At 69.0% G+C, this 20262-nt stretch carries 21 protein-coding genes and 1 pseudogene; 15 read left to right on the top strand and 7 right to left on the bottom strand.

Going from position 1 to position 20262, the window contains the following annotated elements; translation table 11 throughout:
• Positions 1–13: 13 nt before the first annotated feature.
• The 6 genes from JMJ56_RS14860 (at position 14) to JMJ56_RS14835 (ending at position 6114) form a co-directional block, all read left to right on the top strand.
• Positions 14–634: a histidine phosphotransferase family protein gene (locus tag JMJ56_RS14860; RefSeq protein WP_202832550.1), complete on the top strand. Its 621-nt coding sequence runs from the start codon at positions 14–16 to the stop codon at positions 632–634.
• Between the two features lie 67 nt (positions 635–701).
• Entirely contained in the window at positions 702–3272 is a 2571-nt protein-coding gene (locus JMJ56_RS14855; RefSeq protein ID WP_202832549.1) for a hybrid sensor histidine kinase/response regulator, read from the top strand.
• 12 nt (positions 3273–3284) lie between these two features.
• Positions 3285–3779 (top strand): chemotaxis protein CheW, encoded by a 495-nt coding sequence (locus JMJ56_RS14850; RefSeq protein ID WP_202832548.1) that lies wholly within the window; start codon positions 3285–3287, stop codon positions 3777–3779.
• 30 nt (positions 3780–3809) lie between these two features.
• On the top strand, positions 3810–4202 hold the full coding sequence (locus tag JMJ56_RS14845) for a response regulator (RefSeq protein ID WP_202832547.1): 393 nt from the start codon (positions 3810–3812) through the stop codon (positions 4200–4202).
• Entirely contained in the window at positions 4199–5296 is a 1098-nt protein-coding gene (locus JMJ56_RS14840; RefSeq protein ID WP_456318791.1) for a protein-glutamate methylesterase/protein-glutamine glutaminase, read from the top strand. The genes JMJ56_RS14845 and JMJ56_RS14840 overlap by 4 nt, the downstream gene beginning before the upstream one ends.
• Positions 5293–6114, top strand: a complete 822-nt coding sequence (locus tag JMJ56_RS14835; protein ID WP_202832546.1) for a CheR family methyltransferase — start codon at positions 5293–5295, stop codon at positions 6112–6114. The genes JMJ56_RS14840 and JMJ56_RS14835 overlap by 4 nt, the downstream gene beginning before the upstream one ends.
• A 64-nt stretch (positions 6115–6178) precedes the next feature.
• On the opposite strand, the pseudogene ctrA reads toward JMJ56_RS14835, so the two are convergent.
• Positions 6179–6918, bottom strand: a pseudogene (gene ctrA, locus JMJ56_RS14830) (response regulator transcription factor CtrA).
• Between the two features lie 116 nt (positions 6919–7034).
• On the opposite strand from ctrA, the gene JMJ56_RS14825 reads away from it, so the two are divergent.
• Both JMJ56_RS14825 and JMJ56_RS14820 read left to right on the top strand, forming a co-directional pair.
• On the top strand, positions 7035–8399 hold the full coding sequence (locus tag JMJ56_RS14825) for a FliI/YscN family ATPase (protein WP_236037786.1): 1365 nt from the start codon (positions 7035–7037) through the stop codon (positions 8397–8399).
• Complete coding sequence (locus JMJ56_RS14820) at positions 8389–8790, top strand: hypothetical protein (protein WP_202832545.1); 402 nt, start codon at positions 8389–8391, stop codon at positions 8788–8790. The genes JMJ56_RS14825 and JMJ56_RS14820 overlap by 11 nt, the downstream gene beginning before the upstream one ends.
• 351 nt (positions 8791–9141) lie before the next feature.
• Here the strand turns inward: JMJ56_RS14820 and hppD are convergent, their stop codons facing one another.
• Positions 9142–10245, bottom strand: coding sequence for a 4-hydroxyphenylpyruvate dioxygenase (hppD, locus tag JMJ56_RS14815; protein ID WP_202832544.1), 1104 nt, complete (start codon positions 10243–10245; stop codon positions 9142–9144).
• Positions 10246–10256: 11 nt separating this feature from the next.
• Positions 10257–11090 (bottom strand): phenylalanine 4-monooxygenase, encoded by an 834-nt coding sequence (gene phhA, locus JMJ56_RS14810; RefSeq protein WP_202832543.1) that lies wholly within the window; start codon positions 11088–11090, stop codon positions 10257–10259.
• Between the two features lie 113 nt (positions 11091–11203).
• Between phhA and JMJ56_RS14805 the strand changes: the two genes are divergently transcribed.
• The gene (locus JMJ56_RS14805) at positions 11204–11677 is read left to right on the top strand and encodes an Lrp/AsnC family transcriptional regulator (RefSeq protein ID WP_202832542.1); all 474 of its coding nucleotides are present in this window, start codon (positions 11204–11206) and stop codon (positions 11675–11677) included.
• Here JMJ56_RS14805 and JMJ56_RS14800 read toward each other — a convergent pair.
• A complete protein-coding gene (locus JMJ56_RS14800) occupies positions 11649–12905 on the bottom strand; it encodes a flavin-dependent oxidoreductase (RefSeq protein ID WP_202832541.1) in 1257 nt (418 codons plus the stop codon). The two genes, JMJ56_RS14805 and JMJ56_RS14800, sit on opposite strands and share 29 nt — an antisense overlap.
• Positions 12906–12985: 80 nt before the next feature.
• Positions 12986–13726: a class I SAM-dependent methyltransferase gene (locus JMJ56_RS14795; protein ID WP_202832540.1), complete on the bottom strand. Its 741-nt coding sequence runs from the start codon at positions 13724–13726 to the stop codon at positions 12986–12988.
• Between the two features lie 110 nt (positions 13727–13836).
• On the opposite strand from JMJ56_RS14795, the gene JMJ56_RS14790 reads away from it, so the two are divergent.
• The 5 genes from JMJ56_RS14790 (at position 13837) to JMJ56_RS14770 (ending at position 18536) form a co-directional block, all read left to right on the top strand.
• Positions 13837–14229, top strand: coding sequence for a hypothetical protein (locus JMJ56_RS14790; protein ID WP_202832539.1), 393 nt, complete (start codon positions 13837–13839; stop codon positions 14227–14229).
• Between the two features lie 54 nt (positions 14230–14283).
• Entirely contained in the window at positions 14284–14550 is a 267-nt protein-coding gene (locus JMJ56_RS14785) for a hypothetical protein (RefSeq protein ID WP_202832538.1), read from the top strand.
• Entirely contained in the window at positions 14547–15881 is a 1335-nt protein-coding gene (gltX, locus tag JMJ56_RS14780) for a glutamate--tRNA ligase (RefSeq protein WP_202832537.1), read from the top strand. The genes JMJ56_RS14785 and gltX overlap by 4 nt, the downstream gene beginning before the upstream one ends.
• 130 nt (positions 15882–16011) lie before the next feature.
• The gene (cysS, locus tag JMJ56_RS14775; protein ID WP_202832536.1) at positions 16012–17439 is read left to right on the top strand and encodes a cysteine--tRNA ligase; all 1428 of its coding nucleotides are present in this window, start codon (positions 16012–16014) and stop codon (positions 17437–17439) included.
• A gap of 332 nt (positions 17440–17771) precedes the next feature.
• On the top strand, positions 17772–18536 hold the full coding sequence (locus JMJ56_RS14770; protein ID WP_236037800.1) for an RNA methyltransferase: 765 nt from the start codon (positions 17772–17774) through the stop codon (positions 18534–18536).
• Here JMJ56_RS14770 and JMJ56_RS14765 read toward each other — a convergent pair.
• Together JMJ56_RS14765 and JMJ56_RS14760 are read right to left on the bottom strand one after the other, a co-directional pair.
• Positions 18533–19081, bottom strand: a complete 549-nt coding sequence (locus JMJ56_RS14765) for an ester cyclase (protein WP_202832535.1) — start codon at positions 19079–19081, stop codon at positions 18533–18535. The genes JMJ56_RS14770 and JMJ56_RS14765 overlap by 4 nt on opposite strands.
• Positions 19082–19102: 21 nt before the next feature.
• Positions 19103–19315 carry a hypothetical protein gene (locus JMJ56_RS14760; protein ID WP_043364560.1) on the bottom strand — a complete coding sequence of 71 codons (213 nt, stop codon included), beginning with the start codon at positions 19313–19315 and terminating at the stop codon, positions 19103–19105.
• A 206-nt stretch (positions 19316–19521) separates the two neighbouring features.
• On the opposite strand from JMJ56_RS14760, the gene rpsD reads away from it, so the two are divergent.
• Positions 19522–20139 carry a 30S ribosomal protein S4 gene (rpsD, locus tag JMJ56_RS14755; protein ID WP_043364559.1) on the top strand — a complete coding sequence of 206 codons (618 nt, stop codon included), beginning with the start codon at positions 19522–19524 and terminating at the stop codon, positions 20137–20139.
• Positions 20140–20262 lie beyond the last annotated feature (123 nt).

Here is a 20262-nt window from a genome sequence, read left to right as displayed (position 1 = left end):
CAGGAAACCGCCCATGACCCTTCCACTCGATACCAGCCTCGCGCGGACGCTCTGTGCCCGGCTCTGCCACGACCTAGGCGGCGCTATCGGCAGCCTCGCCGGGGCGCTCGACCTGCTTCCCAAGGCGGGAGACGAGTTGCTGGAAGTGGCGCAGGAGAGCGCGATCGCGCTTCGCCGGCGCCTCCGTCTCTATGGCGCCGCCTGGGGTGGGCCGACCGAGGCGATGGAGCCAGCGGCGATGGAGGTGCTGCTGGGTGGTGCGCCGGCCGCGCCGCGGGTGCGGTTCGACCTGTCCGGCATGGAGCGGGCGGTGGCGCTGCCGGCGCCGCTCGTCTCCATCGCGCTCAACGCGGCCCTGCTGGCGGCTGAGGCGCTGCCGCGTGGCGGCACGGTGCGGCTCTCCGGCTCCGCGCTGGATGGGCTGATGGTGCTGCCCGGTGCCGATCTCGGCGCCCCGCCAGCGGCATGGCCAGCCGGCTTCCTCGCACTGATGGCCGGCCAGGCACAACCGCTGCCCGGGCCGCGGGAGGTGCTCGGGCCGCTGCTCCACGCCCTTGTGGCGGAGGCCGGCTGGAGCGCGAGCCTCGCCCTGGGCGGTACCCAGGCGGCGGCGCTGCTGCTGACGCCGCGGTGAGCGCCTTTACCGAATCTTCGCCCATCGCGGCGCAGTCTGCCCTTCGCAGACCGCCTCGAGGATCGCCATGGATGACCTGCTCGCCGACTTCTTGACCGAAACAAACGAAGGCCTTGGGGCACTCGATGCCGCTCTGGTGCGGCTCGAACGGGCGCCCGAGGACATGGCGACCCTCTCCGAAGTCTTCCGCATCGTCCATACCATCAAGGGAACCTGCGGCTTCCTCGGCCTCACCCGCATGGAGGGAGTGGCCCATGCAGCGGAGAACGTCCTTGGCCGCTACCGGGACGGAGCGCTGCGCGTCACCCAATCCGGCATCTCAGCCATCCTGGGCGCGATCGACTGTATTCGTGGGATCGTCGCGGCGCTGGAAGGCACGGGAGCGGAGCCCGCCGGCAACGATTCCGCCCTGATCGCCTCCCTGGACGCCATTGCCTCCGGCGAGGCTGCGCCGGCGCCGGCGCCGGCCGCGCCCGTCGCCGTCACGCCTGCCCCCGTGGCGCCGCCCGCCCCCATGGCGCCCCCGGTGGCTGTCGCCCCGCCGCCTGCCACGCCGGCGGCCTCGGCCGAGCCCGAGCCCGGCGGTGTCAACGCTCCGCCGCAGACCATCCGCGTCACCGTCGATGTGCTGGAAGGGCTGATGATGCTCGTCTCCGAGCTCGTCCTGACCCGCAACCAGCTCCTGCAGCTTTCCCGCAACGGCACCGACAGCGCCTTCGCCGTGCCGCTGCAGCGCCTCTCCCACATCACCTCCGACTTGCAGGAAGGCGTTATGAAGACGCGCATGCAACCGATCGGCAATGCCTGGGCCAAGCTGCCGCGGCTGGTGCGCGACCTCGGAGTCGAACTAGGCAAAAAGATCGAACTCGAGATGCGCGGCGCCGAGACCGAGCTCGACCGGCAGGTGCTGGAGCTCATCAAGGACCCGCTGACCCACATGGTCCGCAATTCGGCGGATCATGGCCTCGAGACGCCGGAGCAGCGCATCGCCGCCGGCAAGCCCGAGGCCGGGCGGATCATGCTCAATGCCTCGCATGAAGGTGGCCACATCATCATTGAGATCGCCGATGACGGGCGTGGCCTCAATGCGGAGCGCATCCGGCAGAAAGTGCTGGCTCAGGGCCTCGCCACGGAAGCCGAGTTGGCGACGATGCCGGAGCGCGAGATCCAGCGCTTCATCTTCCGTGCCGGCTTCTCTACCGCGGCCGCGGTCACCGCCGTCTCCGGCCGCGGTGTCGGCATGGATGTCGTCAAGACCAATATGGAGCGGATCGGCGGCACTATCGAGGTCCGCTCGAAGGAAGGCCGCGGCACCGCCTTCGTCGTGAAGATTCCGCTGACGCTCGCCATCGTCTCCGCCCTGATTGTCGAGGCGGGCGGCGAGCGCTTCGCCATCCCGCAGATCGGCGTGGTGGAACTGGTCCGTGTGGGGGGCGAGGGCGCGCCGCAGCTGGAGCGCATCAAGGACAGCGCCGTGTTGCGCCTGCGCGACCGGCTGCTGCCGCTCGTCAACCTGTCCGGCCTGCTGCACTTGGAGAGCCCGGCCACGGAGGAGAGCGCCTTCGTCGTCGTTACCCAGGTCGGCCCGCATGTCTTCGGCATCATCGTGGACCGGGTCTTCGACACGGAGGAAATCGTGGTGAAGCCGGTGGCGCCCATCTTGCGCCATGTGACGATGTTCTCCGGCAACACCATCCTGGGCGACGGCAGCGTCATCATGATCCTCGACCCCAACGGCATTGCCCGCGCCACGGGCGTCGGCGCCGAGAGCGGAGAGGGGGAGGCGGAGCGGGACGGCAAGCGCCAGGCCGCCGCCCAGCGCTCGGACCAGCGCACCGCGCTGCTGCTCTTCCGCGCCGGCGACGCGACGCCGAAGGCGGTGCCCCTCGGCCTCATCGCCCGGCTCGAGGATGTCGAGCGCGAGCGGATCGAGAATGCCGGCGGCAGGCCGCTCGTCCAGTACCGTGGCAAGCTCATGCCGCTGGTGCCGCTCAGTGGCCACTGGGACCAGTCGACGGCGCCGGAACGCCAGCCGGTCCTCGTCTTCTCCGATGGCGACCGCACCATGGGACTGATGGTCGACGAAATCCTCGACGTGGTCGAGGAGCATATGGCGATCGACGGCGCGGGCGAGCGTCCGGGCTTCCTCGGCACCACCGTGATCGGCGGCAAGGTGACGGAGATGCTGGATACAGCCTGGTGGCTGCGGCAGGCGGGGGAGGACTGGTTCGGCCACGATGCCGAGCATCAGGCGGGCGGTGGCCGACGCATCCTGCTGGTCGAGGACAGTGCCTTTTTCCGTAACCTAGTTATCCCGGCCATCGGCGCCGCGGGTTATGACGTGACGGCCGTCGCCAATGCTGAAGAGGCGCTCCGGCTACGCGAGGCGGGCCTGGGCTTCGATGCGATCATCTCCGACATCGCCATGCCGGGGATGGATGGCATCGCCCTCGCCCGGGCGCTGCGTGAGGGCGGCGCCTGGCGAGACCTGCCGCTGATCGCGCTGACCGGCCGCGCCGAGCCGGCCGATATCGAGCGTGGCCGCGCCGCCGGCTTCACCGATTATGTGGCGAAATTCGACCGTGCCGCCCTGCTGGAAAGCCTCCGGCAGTGCCTGAGCGCACCGGTCGTCGGCTGAGGAGGATCCCCCATGCAGACCCAGACCACTACGGGCCCGGCGCCCGGCCTGCCGATGCGCGGCGGCCTGCAGGCGGACGCTGCGGAGGACATCTACCTGACGCTGACCGTCGCCGACCAGCTCTGCGGCGTCCCCGTCCTCGCCATCCGCGACGTGCTCGGCGTGCAGGCTATCACTCGCATCCCGCTGGCGCCGGCCGAGGTGGCCGGCAGCCTCAACCTGCGCGGCCGCATCGTCACGGCGATCGACCTGCGCTGCCGGCTTGGCCTGCCGCCAAGGGCGGAGGGGCATCGGGGCGCGATGAGCGTCGTCGTCGAGCGTGACGGAGAGCTCTACAGCCTGCTGGCGGACCAAGTGGGAGAAGTGCTGCCGCTGCCGCGTGCCGAGCGCGCACCCAATCCGGTTACGCTCGATGCCGTCTGGCGCGACGTCTCGAACGGCGTCCATCGGATCGGCGAGCGGCTGCTGATCGTGATCAATGTCGAACGCATCCTGGCGATCGGCTGAGCTTCGCCTCCGGGCAAGGAGAACCACAGAATGACCGGAAGCCCTGCCACCTGCCTGGTGGTGGATGACAGTCGCACCGTCCGCAAGGCCGCGCGGCGCATCCTGGAGAAGCTTGGCTTCACAATCGCCGAGGCAGGCGACGGGGTGGAGGCGTTGGCTGCCTGCCGCGCCGCCATGCCGCAGGTAATCCTGCTCGACTGGAACATGCCGGTGATGGACGGGATTACCTTCCTTCGTCATGCCCGCGCTGAATTCGGGCCGGACCGACCGGCGATCGTGCTCTGTACCACCGAGGCTGCGATGGACCGCATCGTCGAGGCACTCGGCGCCGGCGCGCAGGAATACATCATGAAGCCTTTCGACGAGGAGTTGCTGCGGGACAAGTTCCAGCAGGCCGGGTTGCTGCAGGACCAGGCGGCGTGACCGCCGCTCCCGTCCGGGTCATGCTCTGCGACGACAGCGCAACCGTACGCGCCGCCCTGGCGCGGGTGCTGGAAGCCGACCCCGGCATCAAGGTCGTCTCCCGCGTGGGCGATGGGAAGCAGGCCGTCGACGCCTTCGCTGCCCTTCCGCTCACCGGCCGACCGCAGGTGGTGCTGCTCGATCTGGAAATGCCGGTGATGGATGGCATGACCGCCTTGCCGCTTCTGCTCCAGCAGGAGCCGCGGCCGGCGGTCATCGTCGCCAGCGCGCTGACCCAGAAGGGTGCAACCGTCACCATGGCCGCCTTGCGCGCCGGGGCCGCGGATTACATCCCGAAGCCCGGTGCCGCCGGCGGGGGCCTTGCCGATCCCGGCTTTCGCGCGGAACTGCTCGCCAAGGTAAAGGGCTGGGCGCGGGTCGGCCCGTCGCGGCCGGCGGCCAAGGCCGTGGCTCCCGTGCGGGCCCCGGCGCTTGCCACGGGGCGTGCCTTGCGGGCGATCGCCATCGGCTGCTCCACGGGAGGCCCGCAAGCACTGACCGCCTTGCTGCGCGGCCTCAACCGGCCTCTGCCGGTGCCCATTGTCGCCGTGCAGCACATGCCGGCCGGCTTCACCGCGATGCTGGCCGACCACTTGGACCGGCTCGGTGGCCCCGGCTGTGCCGAAGCGCGCGACGGCGAGCTGTTGCAGCCCGGGCGGTTCTACCTCGCGCCCGGCGACCGGCATCTGCTGGTCGAGGGCAAGGCTGATGGCGGTCTCCTCGTCCGGCTGTCCGATGCGCCGCCCGAGAATTTCTGTCGCCCTGCCGTCGATCCGATGTTGCGCAGCCTCGGCGCAGCCTGTGGCGGCGCGGTGCTGGCCGTGATCCTCACCGGAATGGGGCAGGATGGGTTGCTCGGCTGCCGTGCCGTCGCCGCCGCGGGCGGCACGGTGCTGGCTCAGGATGAGGCGAGTTCGGTGGTCTGGGGCATGCCGGGCGCCGTGGCACGGGCCGGCCTGGCCCAAGCCCTTTTGCCGCCCGAGGGGTTGGCGGATCAGATAGTGGCGGCGGCCGAAGCCCGGTTCCGGTCGGTCCGGCAAGGAGTGATGGCATGAGTCCCGACAGCTTCGCCTTTATCGCCGGGCTGGTGAAGTCCCGCTCCGGCCTCGTGCTAACGTCGGACAAGGGCTACATGCTGGAGACCCGGCTTGGCCCGCTGCTGAAGCGCGACGGCCTCGCCAGCCTGGATGCGCTGGCCCTCAAGCTGCGCGATCCGCGGGCCGGGGCGCTGGCCGAGGCGGTGACGGAGGCGCTCACCACCAACGAGAGCAGCTTCTTCCGTGACGGCAAGCCTTTCGACCATTTGCGGAAGGTCCTGCCTGTGCTGATCCGCGCGCGGCCAGCGGGTGCGACGCTTCGCATCTGGTCGGCGGCCTGCTCGACCGGCCAGGAAGCCTATTCGATCGCCATGCTTCTAGGAGAGGTTCCGCTGGAAGGCCGGCGGGTGGAGATCATCGGCACGGATATCGCCGATGGGGTCGTCGCCCGGGCGCGGGAGGGGTACTTCACCCAATTCGAGGTACAGCGCGGCCTGCCGGCCCGGCTGCTGGTGAAGCACTTCCGGCAGGAGGAAGGGCGTTGGCGGGTCTCGCCCGAGCTGCGCAACATGGTGCGGTTCGAGCGCGGCAACCTCCTCGGAGAGCTGCGCGGCTTCGGGCGGTTCGACGTGATCTTCTGCCGCAATGTGCTGATCTATTTCGATGCCCCGACCAAGGCGCGTGTGCTGAACGCCCTTGCGGCGCAGCTGCAGCCCGATGGCGTGCTATATCTGGGTGGGGCGGAGACGGTGCTCGGGCTGACGGACCGGTTGGTGCCGGTGCCCGGCGAGCGTGGCGCCTATGAACGGCCAAGGGAAGCAGCCCTGGCGGGCTGAATGCTTCAGTAGTGCTTGGGGTTCGGAAGGCCCGGTGATTCGACGTCACCGGGCCTTTCGCAGGTCACGCGACCTGACGGTCGGCGGGGATGGCGGCTGGGCGGGGCGCCGCGAAGCCGGAGGCAAGGCGGGTGTCAGGTTCGCGCAGGACATAGCCGCGGCCCCAGACGGTGCCGATCAGGTTGTCGGCCCCGGCCTGGGCCAGCTTCTTGCGCAGCTTGCAGATGAAGACATCAATGATCTTCACTTCAGGCTCGTCCATGCCGCCGTACAGGTGGTTGAGGAAAGCCTCCTTGGTGAGGACCATGCCCTTGCGCAGCGTCAGCAGCTCGAGGATCGCATATTCCTTGCCGGTGAGGTGAACCTGCTGGCCGCCCACCGTCACCTCGCGCGAGCCGAGATTCAGCGTCAGGCCGCCCACCGAAAGGCTCGGCTGCGCGAAGCCCTTCGCACGGCGAACCACGGCCTGGATGCGGGCCAGCAGCTCCTGCCCGTCGAAGGGCTTGGTGATGAAATCGTCGGCGCCGACGCCAAAGCCCTTCACCTTGGCCTGCGGCCGGGCAAGGCCGGAGAGGATCAGAACCGGCGTTTCCACCCGGCTCGCGCGCAGCCGACGACGACTTCGTAGCCTTCCATATCAGGAAGGACGAGGTCGAAGATGACGATGTCATAGTCGTAGAGGCGCACCAGCTCCAGTGCTTCCTCGCCGCTATCCACCGCATCCACCACCATGGCGGAAGCCTTCAGCATGGCCGTGATGCCACGGGCTGCCGTCAGATCATCCTCAACCAAAAGCACACGCATACTACGGTCCTCCACACGTTTTACGTGTGTAGAGATATCACTTTCACGCGCATTTGGAAGAACCTATTCATCTTTGAGACGTATAAAGATCAGAGACGGAGTTTCAAAAACTCAAAATGAGGCCAATTCTCATGCGAATGCAGCTGAATCCGTCTCTGAAAGGCCTTCAATCCGCCTTGCGGCGCGCCGAGAGGCTGCGTTTGCACGGCAGGGTTGTGGGGGCAGAGGGCCTCCAGCTCAATGTGGAGGGACTCGCCTCTTGGTTGAAAGTCGGGGCCCGACTTCATCTGCAGCCGCCTGACCGGGCGCTTGTCCCGGCCGAGGTCGTGGGGTTCCAGGGCGGCCAGGCCCGTGCCCTCGCCTTCGCACCGCTGGAGGGCATCGCACCAGGGACGCCAGCCGTGCTGGCGCCGCAGGCTTGTCTGTCCGTCGACGAGAGCTGGCTTGGCCGGGTGGTCGATCCGCTCGGGCGGGCGATCGACGGCAAGGGGCCGCTTCGCCCTGGCCCGCTGCCGCTGCCGGTCCGCGCCGCGCCGCCGGAGGCGGGGACTCGGGCGCGGCTGGGACCACGTCTCGATCTCGGGGTGCGGGCGCTTGATGCCTTCGCCACCTGCCGGCGTGGCCAGCGGCTCGGCCTCTTCGCGGCCTCGGGCGTCGGCAAGTCCACCCTGCTCTCCATGCTGGCGGCCGGGGCGGATTGCGATGTCGCCGTGCTGGCCCTGGTCGGGGAACGCGGGAGGGAGTTGCGGGAATTCCTCGAGGATGACCTCGGCCCGGCCGGCCTCGCCCGCAGCGTCGTCGTCTGCGCCACGTCGGACAGCCCGCCGCTGATGCGGCGCGAGGCCGCGCTCGCCGCCATGGCCATCGCTGAGCATTTCGCCGATGCCGGCCGCCAGGTGCTGCTGATGATGGACAGCGTCACCCGCTTCGCCCTCGCCCTGCGGGAGATCGGCCTCGCGGCGGGCGAGCCGCCAACGACACGTGGCTACACGCCAGGCGTCTTTGCCGAGTTGCCGCGCCTGCTGGAGCGCGCCGGGCCGCGGGCGGAGGGATGCGCCGGCGCCATCACCGGCCTCTTCACCGTGCTGGTCGAGGGCGATGACCATGACGAGCCGGTAGCCGATGCGGTGCGCGGCATCCTCGACGGGCATGTGGTGCTCGACCGCGCCATCGGCGAGCGCGGGCGCTATCCGGCGATCGATATCCTGCGCAGCCTCTCGCGCACCGTGCCCGGCTGCCTGCAGCCTGAGGAAGCGGCGCTGATGCGGCGGGCGCGTGCCATCCTCGCCCTGCATGCGGAGATGGCGGATCTGGTCCGGCTCGGTGCCTATCGCGCCGGGGCCGACCCGGCGGTGGATGAGGCGGTGCGCCTCGCGCCGCGGATCGAAGCCATGCTGGCCCAAGGCAAGGGCGAGCGGGACAGCGTCGCGGGGGCTTTCGCTGCGCTGGCCGAGGCGCTGGGCGATGCCGATGCGGCGTGATCCGCTTGCCGCGCTGGCCCGGTTGCGGCGGCTGGAGAGCGACGAGGCGCGGCGCGTGCTCGGCGAGGCCAATGCCCGGCTGATGGCGGCCGAGGCCCGTGCGGTGGCGGCCGGGGCGGCGCTCCGCCTGGAGGGTCAACCGGGCAGGGAGGAGGAGTACGGGAGATGGCTCGCCCGCGGACTGGCCGAGCGGGATCGCGCCATCCGCGCCGCCGGATTTGCCGACGAAAGCGCCACCATTGCCCGTCAAGGCTTGGTTGAGTGCCGTGCCGCGGAGCGGGCGCTCGAGCATTTGCGCGGGGCCCGGGCGGAGGCAGCACGGCGTCAGGCCGCGCGCCGGTCACAATCGCTGCTCGACGACGCCGCGGCGCGCCTTGCCCTGCGCGGATGACAGGTGCCGGCGATGACCGGGAAAAACTGATCGGTGCAGACTGCGTCGCTGCAGGGAAAGGCTCCGGGGCGCTGCATGACCTTCGGCAATGGCAGGCTTTGCTGGCCGTGACCTGTCTGGCCATGCCCTCGCCCAATCCGCCGAGAGGCCGCAGCCCATCGGCCCGGAATGGGATTGGAAGAAGCACCAGCCCAACCCGGCGGAGATTGACGCCCGTACCAAGGCACGCGGCCGGAAGCGCAAGCAGGGCCGGCCTCTACGGCAGACCGACCTGCTCCACCGCGCCTCACCGGCCAGGACCCCGATGCGGCCCGCCGCGACGATAGCCGCGCGAGAGGCCGCCGCTGAGGCTCACTCCGCCGCCAGCACCCCACGCCGAATCTGGTCCAGCTCTATGCTCTCGAAGAGAGCGCGGAAATTCCCTTCGCCGAAGCCCTGGTCGCCCTTGCGCTGGATCAGCTCGAAGAAGATCGGGCCGATGACCGTGCCGGTAAAGATCTGCAGCAGCCGACCGCCTTCCGGCGTCGGCGCACCATCGGTGAGGATGCGGTTGCGCGCCAGTCGCCCGATTTCCTCAACCGTCAGGTCCGGCATCCGCTTCGGCAACAGCTCGTAATAGGTGTCCGGGCTATCCATGAACTCGATGCCGCCGGTCCGCATACCCTCGACGCTGGCGAAGATGTCGTTGGTGCCGAGGGCGATGTGCTGGATGCCCTCGCCATTGTAGGCGCGGAGGTATTCTTCGATCTGCGACTTGTCGTCACTGCTCTCGTTGATTGGGATGCGGATCTGGCCGCAAGGCGAGGTGAGCGCGCGAGACTTCAGTCCGGTCAGCTTGCCCTCGATGTCGAAATAGCGAATCTCACGGAAATTGAAGAGTTTCTCGTAGAAGCTCCACCACACATCCATCCGCCCGCGATGCACATTGTGCGTCAGGTGGTCGATGACGGTAAGTCCCTGGCCGGCCGGCCGCGGATTGGCGCCCTCGATCCAGCGGAAGTCGACGTCGTAGATGCTGCCCTTCGCGCCATAGCGGTCCACGAAATAGAGCAGGCTCCCGCCGATGCCCTCGATGGCCGGAATGTTCAGCTCCATCGGCCCGACCTTGCCGGTGACGGGCTTGGCGCCAAGGGCGATCGCCCGCTCATAGGCGCGGGCCGCGTCCGCGACGCGGAAAGCCATGGCGCAGGCCGACGGCCCATGCACCTTCTGGAAGGCCTGCGCGAAGCTCTCTGGCTCCGCATTCAGGATGAAGTTGATGTCGCCCTGCCGCCAGAGCGAGACCTGCTTGCTGCGATGCACGGCGACGCGGGTGAAGCCGAGCCGTTCGAACAGCGCCTCCAGCCCCGGCATGTCGGGGCCGGTGAACTCGACGAATTCGAAGCCGTCCGTGCCCATCGGGTTCTGATCGGAGATGGTGCCGGCAAAGCCAGTGCGATCGGGGGGGATGTCCATGCTCGGTCTCCTCAAACGGGTTGGTCACCGGGGGCCGCGGCGCCTGGCGCGATCGGCGCGGCATCGCGGGCTTCTGCCAGCAAACGCGGCAGGTCCTGCATCGCCGCGAAAAGCTCGGCATAGCCCTCGATGACGAAATAGGTCGGCTGCAGGTCGTCGATGAAATACTCACTTCGCAGCACGCGGCGCGGGTCGAAGCGGAGGCGCCGCGGGCGGTCGCTCTCGGTCGCATGCACCGTCTCGGCGGAGGAGGAGAGGATGCCGGCCCCGTAGGCTCGGAGCCCGCCATTCTCCCGGATCAGGCCGAATTCGACCATGTGCCAGTACAGCCGGGCAAGCGGCTTCAGCGCGCCGATCCGTGCCGCCTGCTCGCCGAGGCGGCCATAGGCGGCGAGGAACTCAGCGAAGTCCGGTTGGGTCAGCAGCGGCACATGGCCGAAAGCGTCATGGAAGATGTCGGGCTCGACGATGTAGTCCAGCTCCTCCGGCCGGCGGATCCAGCAGGTAACGGGGAAGCGCCGTGCCGCGAGATGGCCGAAGAAGGCGCCGTCCGGAATGAGCCCAGGCACAGCGACCAGGCTCCAGCCGGTGGCCGCGCGCAGCCGGGCGGAGCAGGCGGCGAAGTCCGGCACCCCCTCGGCGAAGGGGAGCGCGGCGAGGCCGGTGCGGGAGGCGGCGGCGGCATGGCGCGGCAGCAGCGCTGCCTGGCGCTGGTAGAGCGTCCGCCAAGTGGCGTGATCGGTCGGCGCATAGCGCGCCATATCCTGCAACAAGGTGAAATCGGCTTCGGCGGCGGCATAATCGCCCCGCAACCCGGCCGGCAGTCCTTCGATCAGCCCATCCATGACGGACCTCCCATGATTGCCAGTAGATTAGCGCGGGACACGGAGGGATTTCCGGCAAACTTTACACAGATACTGAATAGGGTGAGCGAAATTCGCTATCGAAAGGCCCCGCCATGGCGAAAGCCACCATTGACATCGATGCGCTCGACCGTCGCATCCTGCGTGCCCTGCAACGCGATGGCCGTCTGCCCGTGGTGGCGCTGGCCGAGCAGGTCGGCCTCTCGCCGACCCCCTGCCAGCGTCGCCTCAGGCGGCTGGAAGACGCAGGCATCATCACACGCTATGGCGCGGTGCTCGATCCGGCGCGGCTCGGCCTGCCTCTTCAGGCCTTCGTCATGGTCGCGCTGGAGAGCCATGCGGAGGAGGTGGTGGACCGCTTCCACAAGGCCCTGGCCGAGCGGCCGGAGGTGCTCGCCGCTTATGCGATGAGCGGCGAGATGGACTACCTGCTCCACGTCCTCGCCGCGGATTTCGAGGCCTATGCCGAATTCGCGCTGAAGGCCCTGCTGCGCATGCCGGGGGTGAAGGAGACGCGCAGCAGCTTCGTCCTTACCGCGCTTAAGCCGCCGGGCGAGGTTCCGGTGTGACGCTCCAGCTCTCGCGGGCGTTCAGCGTCGCCGGGTCGAAGCCCGCGATGCGCTTGTAGCCGTTGATCGTCGCCTCCAGCTCGGCATGGGGCACGACATCCTCCAGCCGCTCGAATCCGTCTGGCGCGCGGGTATGGACCAGGTCCAGCACCCGGTCAGGCCCGTCGCCGCGATTGGCTTCGACGACCGCGGCCGTTGCCGGCCGGCGCACCGCCTCATAGGCTTCGAGCCCGGCCTCCACCGCGCCATGCTTCGCCAGCTGCAAGGCAAGGAAGCGGGCATCCAGTATGGCTTGGGAGGCACCGTTGGAGCCGATGGGGTACATCGGATGGGCGGCATCGCCGAGCAGGGTCACCCGGCCCTGGCGCCAGCGCGGCAGCGGGTCCCGATCCACCATGGGGAATTCGTAGACCGCCTCGGCCGCACGGATCAGCCCCGGTACGTCGAGCCAGGCGAAGCGCCACTCGGCAAAGATCGGCAGGAAGTCCTCGATGCGTGCCAGACGGTTCCAGTCCTCCCGTGCCCAAGGCGTCGTGGCCGGGAAGCGCTGCTCAGCGATCCAGTTGACCAGCATCCGCCCGCCGGGGGCCTCGCCGATCGGGTAGCAGACGAATTTCGTGTCCCGGTGTCCCGCCTGTACCATGGTGGCGCCGCTGAGGAAGGGCCGGGCCGGGCTCACCGCGCGCCAGAGGATGGCGCCGTTCCAGCGCGGCGCGCCCTCGCCGGGGACGAGCAGGGCGCGCACGGCGGAATGGATGCCATCGGCGCCGACCAGCGCATCGCCGCGGGCCGCGCTGCCATCCTCGAACTGCGCAGTGACGCCCGCCTCGTCCTGGCTGAAGCCGGCGAGGCGCCGGCCGAGATGCAGCCGCCCGGGCCCGAGCCGGGCCAGCGCCGCATCCCAGAGCAACATCTGCAATCGCCCACGATGGATCGAATATTGCGGCCAGCGATAGCCGGCGGCGAGGCCGCGCAGCTCTGTCCAGATGGTCTGGCCAAAGCGGTTGGCATAGCGGAATTCCTGAGTGGCAACGCCGGTCTGCGCCAGGGCCTCGCCGAGGCCGAGTTCTGTCAGCTCCCGCACCGCATGAGGTTGCAGGTTGATGCCGACGCCGAGCGGGCGGATTTCCGCCGCTGCCTCATGCACCTCAACCTCGATGCCGGCGGCATGCAGGGCGAGCGCGGTTGCCAGCCCGCCGATACCGGCGCCGATCACCAGGACGCGCATCCCCGTCCTCCCTGTTGTTTTCATTTCAATATCGTGTACTGACGGCCCGGTCCATGCCCGTAACCAATCGGTGAAAATTTTTACGCCCTTGGCTTCTCCAGCACGCAATAGGACTGGCCCAGGGCCCGCTGCCCGGCCGGCACCGCCTCGGTCGCCGTCTCCGCGGTGATGGCGATGCTTGCCTTGTCGCCCCGCTCCATGGCGATGACGGTGAAGCCGAGGCGCCTGGCCCAGAGCCGCAAGTCGTCCGCATGCATGAAGACGTTGATATGGCCGAGATAGGAGCGCTTGCGCACCCAATCGACATTGCCCTCGAAGACGCTCCACTGAGCTTCGACGGCGAATTCGAAGAAGGAGAAGATCACCCGCCCGCCCGGCGCCAGCACCCGGGCGCATTCCTGCAGGTAGACGTAGGATTCCTCATGCAGGAGATGGGTGAAGACAGAGAAGAAGGTGACGAGATCCGCCTCGCCATCGGCCAGCGGGATGCGGTTGCCCTGGCTCAGCTCCAGCCGGAAGTCGGGCCGGGCCATCTTCCGCCGGCAATAGTCGAGCAGTTCCGGCACCACATCGAGGCCGAGATAGCGCAGCGGCGGATAGCGCCGGAGCTGCGCCGCCAGCCGGCCGGCGCCGCAGCCGACATCGACGACGCGGCTGTCCTCCCTCAGGCCGTATTGCCGGAGCAGGCTGTGCTCCAGCACGCCGAACAGCTCGAGATTGCCGCCGACCGAGCGGGCGACCGCCTCATCCTCCGGGAAAGCCGCGAGGTAGGCACGGACCATGGCCGCGTAGCTTTGGACATAGTTCAACTGGAGGCTCATGCGTGCTCCGCTCGGCGTGATCGGCCACGGCGAGCTATCATGCGGCACGGCGGCCGGTCCAGCATGGCGGCCGCGTTGACCCTGGCCGGCCCCGTCCCTAGCTTCCGGCCATGAGCGACGACCCCATCTTCCGCCCGAACCCATTCCTCCAGACCGGGCTTTCGGTGCGGATCATGGACCTCTCGGGTGCCAACGGCTCCGAACCGGTCGAGACCGTCACCGGCTTCCGCACCCTGGAGCATGCCAATGCCTTCGCCCGCCGCTACGTGCGAGACAGCCTGGAGCGCTCCCGCGCCGCCGGGATGACGCCGGACGAGGTGATCGCCAGTTGGTTCGCCTTCGGCGAGGATGCCGAGGTGCAGGGTGCCGGCGAGCAGGCCTGGACCAGCGCCACGGAACTTGCCGACTTCGCCGCCCAGCCGGTGCGCGATGCCGAGGACCGGAATTGGCGTGCCCTCGACCCCCGCCGGGACGAGGATGAGACGGACGAGGAGGAAGGGTGAGCCTTCACGCCATTCGCTGCGGGGATTATGGCGAACCGGACAAGGAACGGCCGAATGGGGGGGTGGACGGTCGAGGGCGTCGCCGGAGCGGAGGCCGCCGCGGAGTATGCCCGCCGCTTCATCCGCGCCCAGATCGAGGATTTGCGGGCCGAGACCGGCTCCGCCGAGGAATTGAGAGAGATGTATCGCAGCTTCGGCGAATATGCCCGCACCCCCGGCTTCAACCATGAGGCCTGGGCGGCGCATGGCATCGCCACCCCCGCCTGCCGCAAGGCGGAGACCGACTACCTGATACTCGAGCCGCGGGGCCACCGGGCATGAAGCTCCGCTTCGCCCCCTCGCCGACCGGACTGCTGCATGTCGGCAATGCCCGCGCCGCGCTGGTGAACTGGCTCTTCGCCCGGCAGCGCGGCGGCACGGTGCTGCTGCGGCTCGACGATACGGACCTGGAGCGCTCCAAGGCGGAGTATGCCGAGGCCTTGCAGGAGGACCTCCGCTGGCTCGGCCTCGACTGGGACGAGAGCTTCCGCCAGTCCGACCGCCTGCCGCTCTATGCCGCGGCGGCCGAGCGGCTGAAGGCATCCGGCCATCTCTACCCCTGCTTCGAGAGCGAGGAAGAGCTGCGCTACAAGCGGGAGCTTCGCCTTAAGCAGGGCCGGCCGCCGCTCTATGACCGCGGCGCCCTCAAAATGACGCAGGAGCAGTACGAGCGGGCGCTGGCCAATGGCAAGCGGCCCTATTGGCGCTTCAAGCTGAGCGGCCTCCAGCGCGAGTGGGAGGATGGCGTGCTCGGGCGGCGCGCGGTGAAGCTCTCCAGCCTCTCCGACCCCGTGCTGATCCGCGCCGATGGCTCGCCGCTCTATACCTTCACCTCGGTGGTGGACGACCTCGACAGCCGGGTGACGCATATCATCCGCGGCGAGGACCATGTGACCAATACGGGCGTGCAGCTCGATATCTGGGAGGCACTCGGCGGCCGGCCGCAGGCGCTTTCCTTCGCCCATCTGCCGCTGCTGACCGATGCGGATGGCGGGCCGCTTTCCAAGCGCCTCGGCAGCCTGTCCCTCCGCCAGCTCCGCCGCGACGGGGTGGAGCCTGCGGCGCTGGCCGGCTACCTCGCCGCCCTCGGCACCTCGACCGACCCGGCGCCCGGGATGCCGGCGGAGCTGGTGCCGGGCTTCGCGCTGACCGCCATCTCCCGCTCCGCCGCGCGGTTCGACGTGCAGCAGCTGCTCGCCCTGAACCGGAAGCACCTGCATGAGCTGCCCTTCGAGGCGGTAAGGGCGCAGCTTCCTGCGGGCGCCGACGAGGACTTCTGGCTTGCGGTGCGCGGCAACCTCGACCTGCTCGGCGAGGCCAAGCCCTGGTTCGAGGTGGTGCGCGGCAGCATCGTCCCGCCGGTCCAGCCGGGGGAGGGGGAGTTCCTCCGAGCCGCCCTCGCTGCCCTGCCGCCGGAGCCCTGGGACGCCGCGACCTGGGGCGTCTGGACCGAGGCGCTGAAGCAGTCCACCGGTCGCAAGGGCAAGGCGCTGTTCCTGCCGCTCCGCCTGGCGCTGACCGGCGAGGATCATGGGCCCGACCTCAAGGTCCTGCTGCCGCTGATCGGGCGGGAGCGGGCGGCTTTGCGGTTGAAGCTCGGCGCGGAGGGTTGAGCTTCCGGCTGCGGCCGGCCTAGAATGTCAGCGATGTCCAAGGCCTGTCGCTGCCGCTGCTGAATCTCCCCGCCCGCGGGCCCGACCCGCGGCCTCGGCTGCGTGCCCCCTTGCGACGACGGACCCCTCGATGACCCAGTTCCACTTGCACAACAGCCTGACACGCACGAAAGAGGAATTCGTGCCGATCGATCCCGGCCATGTGCGGCTCTACGTCTGCGGCCCAACCGTCTACGACCTGGCGCATCTCGGGAATGCGCGGCCGGTGGTGGTCTTCGACACGCTCGCCCGGCTGCTGCGGCGGCTCTATCCGCGCCTCACCTATGTCCGCAACGTCACCGACGTGGACGACAAGATCAACGCGCGCGCGGCCGAGAGCGGCGAGCCGATCGGCGCCATCACCGCCCGCACCACGACCGACTTCCACACCGACATGGCGGCGCTTGGTGCCCTGCCGCCGGATGAGGAGCCGCGCGCGACGCAATCCATCGCGCCGATGATTGCGCTTATCGAGCGCCTGATCGCCCGTGGCCATGCCTATGCCGCCGAGGGCCATGTGCTGTTCAGCGTGCCCTCTTTCCCGGAATACGGCACGCTCTCCGGCCGCAGCCCGGATGAGCTGGTGGCGGGCGCACGGGTCGATGTCGCGCCCTACAAGCGGGACCCGGGCGACTTCGTGCTGTGGAAACCCTCGGACGAGGCAACGCCCGGATGGGACAGCCCCTGGGGCCGCGGCCGGCCCGGCTGGCATATTGAGTGCTCGGCCATGTCCTGGCAGGCGCTGGGCGAGGTCTTCGACATTCATGGCGGCGGCCATGACCTGATCTTCCCGCACCATGAGAACGAGCTGGCGCAGAGCCGCTGCGCCTTCGGCACGCCGCGGATGGCGAATGTCTGGCTGCACAACGGCATGCTGCGCGTCGACGGCGAGAAGATGTCGAAGTCGCTCGGCAACTTCCTCACCGTGCGCGACATCCTGGCCCGCGGAGCCTGGGCTGGAGAGGCTTTCCGTCTGCTGCTGCTGCGCACCCATTACCGCGCCGACCTCGACTTCACCTTCGCCGGGCTGGATGAGGCGAAGGCGGAGCTGGACGACGGCTATGCCATGCTCGCCCGCGCCGTGGCGCCAGCCGATGGGCACAAGATGACGCGCGATGCCATGGTGGACTGGGCGTTGGAGCCGCTGCTCGATGACCTCAACACGCCGCTGGCACTCGCCCGGCTGCGCGACCTGCGTACCCTGGAAAACGTCGCCAGCGTCGGCGGGAGCGCGACTTCGGTGCTGCACCGCATCGGCAAGCCCTGGCCTGTCGTCGCCGGCCTTGCCGCGGAGGCCTTCCGCGAGGCCGCCGCGCTGATCGGCCTGCACCCCTCCGACCCCGAGGCCTGGCTGCGCGGCGGCGAAGATACGGGGTGGGTGGAGCAGGCCATCGCCGACCGCCTTGCCGCCCGCAAGGCGCGGGACTTCGCCGAGGCGGACCGCATCCGCGACGCGCTGAAGGCCAAGGGTGTCCTGCTGGAGGATGGCCCGCAGGGCACCACCTGGCGGCGGGCGTGAGCCACTCCGCCGAGGACTGGATGGATGCGCTGAAGCGCATCGCCCTGACCGACCCGAAGCGCGCCTGGTTCCGCGCCCATCTCGACGCGCCGGGCTGCACCGCGACCGAGGCGGCCCTCGCAGCGGCGGCGGGGCAGCCCATCGCCGAGTACCGGGCGCTCGCCGCCGAACTGGCCGCGGCGCTCGAGGCCGACATGCCGGAGGAGCCGCTCGCCCTGGTCGCCGAGCGGGCAGGGGAGGGGTGGCGGCTGCATGCGCCGCTCGCCTTCGCCCTCGGCATCCACCGCGTGGTGCCCGATGCCTGGACCCGCGGCGGCAAGCCGGCGGCGAAGCTGCAACCGGCGCCGGGCGAGAGCCCCGTCGTCGTCCTCGTCCGCCCGCAACTCGCCGAGAATATCGGCACCACCGCCCGTGCCATGGCGAATGGCGGGCTCTTCCACCTCCGCCTGGTCGCGCCGCGCGATGGCTGGCCGCAGGACCGCGCCTGGCGCACCGCCTCCGGCGCCGATGCCATCCTCGATGCCGTGCAGGTCTTCCCGGACGTGCCGAGCGCCATCGCCGATTGCCACCGCGTGTTCGCCACCTGCCCGCGCCCGCGCCACATGATCAAGCCGCTGCGCACCGCCCGCGCCGCGGCCGAGGATGTGCGGGAGGTCAACGAGCGTGGCCTGCGCTGCGCCGTGCTCTTCGGCCCGGAGCGCGCCGGCCTCGAGGCCGACGACATGGCCCATGCCGACACGCTGGTCCGCTACCCGCTGAACCCGGCGCATATGTCGCTGAACCTCGCCCAGGCGGTGATGATCTTCGCCTATGAGTGGTGGACGGCCCGCGAGACGACGCCCTCCCGCCGCCTCGTCACCAACGGCACGACGGTCGCCAGCAAGGGATTGCTCGAGGCCTTCCTCGACCGGCTGATCGGCGAGCTGGACGCCTCAGGCTTTCTCGAGCCGGAGAAGAAGCGGGCGAACATGGTCCGCAACCTCCGCCACTGGTTCGAGCGCGGTGAGGTGACGGAGCAGGAACTCCGCACCCTTCATGGCGTGGTGACGGAGTTGTCCCAAGGGCGGATGCGGCGGGGGCGGCCGGACCTAGACTAGATCGGCCTGCTCTCGCTCCGTGCCCAGTCCTGGCCCATCAGCGCATTGCTCGGCTGGGTCTTGTCGACGACCTTGCGCGCGGCCTCGGCGCCGGCGATTGGCAGGCCCTTCGGGTCGAGCAGCCCGACCTGCACCAGCACCGAAGCCTGGTCCCAGTAGATGTGCTCGTGCACCAGCTTGTCGCCTGCGAATTGCACGATGGCGACGAGCGCCACCTCCACCCGCCGCCCAGTCGGCGGCACGCCTGGCAGCATCCAGTCGATGCCGGAGGTATGGGTGGAGCGGAAGATCATCTCGTCGACGATGCTGCTCTCGCCGACGGTGCGGCTGATCGGCACCAGCTCGGTATCCGGCGGATTGGCGCCGATGAAATGATATTTATAGAAGCGCTTGAGCTGGTCATGCCCAACGCCCCCGGTCATGGTCGGGACGTGATTCACGTAGGGCTCGGGCACCATGGACGCCATGGTTGCCTCCACGTCGCGGGTCTCGAACTCGTAGCGGCAATGCGCTTCCCAAAGCGCGACGAGGTCATGGCCGGGCATCGTCTGGCCTCCCGATTGCGGTCATTGCGGCTTCGGCAGCCGATTCGCCAGCTTCCGGGCCAGGGCATAGCCGAGGAGGCCTGCCACCGGTGCCGCGGGCAGCACCAGCAGCCAGCCCATATGCACGTTCTGCACAACGAGGCCGAGGCCGATGCCGAGCATAAGCCCGCCGACGAGGCTGCCGACCACGCCGGCGGTCAGGCCGAGGATGAGGACTTCCGCACGTGTCACCATGGGATGGGCATTAGGCCCCGAAGCGAGGGTTTGACAAGCTACCCCCTCCGCTTCTATAGGCCCGCCTCTTCCTGGGAACGTGGACGCAGCCCAAGGGAACTTGGATCGCTGCGCGCCCGCCCTTGCCCGTACCGGGCCTGGGCCTACCGGGACAACATCGCTAGCGGAAGGCCGCATCCGGAAACCGGGGCGGAACGCATGAGCCTATGACCAAGCGCCTCGAATCCAAGTACAAGATCAACCGCCGCCTTGGGGTCAATCTCTGGGGCCGGGCCAAGAGCCCGATCAACAAGCGCGAGACCATCCCTGGCCAGCATGGCGCCCGCCGCAAGCAGAAGCCGACGGACTTCGGCGTCCAGCTTATGGCGAAGCAGAAGCTGAAGGGTTATTACGGTAATATCGGCGAGAAGCAATTCCGCAAGTATTACGAGGAGGCGGTGCGCCGCAAGGGCGACACCTCCGAGAACCTCATCGCCCTGCTCGAGCGCCGGCTCGACTGCGTGGTCTACCGCATGAAGCTGGCCGTCACGCCCTTCGCGGCGCGGCAGTTCGTGAACCATGGCCATGTGCTGGTGAACGGCAAGCGCCTCAACATCTCTTCCTACCAGGTCAAGGACAACGACCTGATCGAGGTGAAGGAGAAGTCGAAGCAGATGACCGTCGTGCTCGACGCCGTGCAGAACGGCGAGCGCGACGTGCCAGAGTACATCGAGATCGACCACCGCGCCATGCGTGGCCGCTTCGTCCGGGCTCCGAAGCTCTCCGACGTGCCCTATCCGGTGCAGATGGAGCCCAACCTGGTCGTCGAGTTCTACTCGCGGTAAGGATGCGCTGGAAGCAGCGGAAGCTTCCATGCTTTGAAGGTGTTGTAAGGGGGAAGGCAAAGCCTTTCCCCTTTCTTTTTCACCTCTCCCAGATTGCGCGACGTTGCCAACCGCCTGCCGAGC

The organism is Belnapia arida, assembly GCF_016773205.1.
GTDB lineage: Bacteria > Pseudomonadota > Alphaproteobacteria > Acetobacterales > Acetobacteraceae > Belnapia > Belnapia arida.
This window is presented reverse-complemented; position numbering and strand designations above follow the sequence as displayed.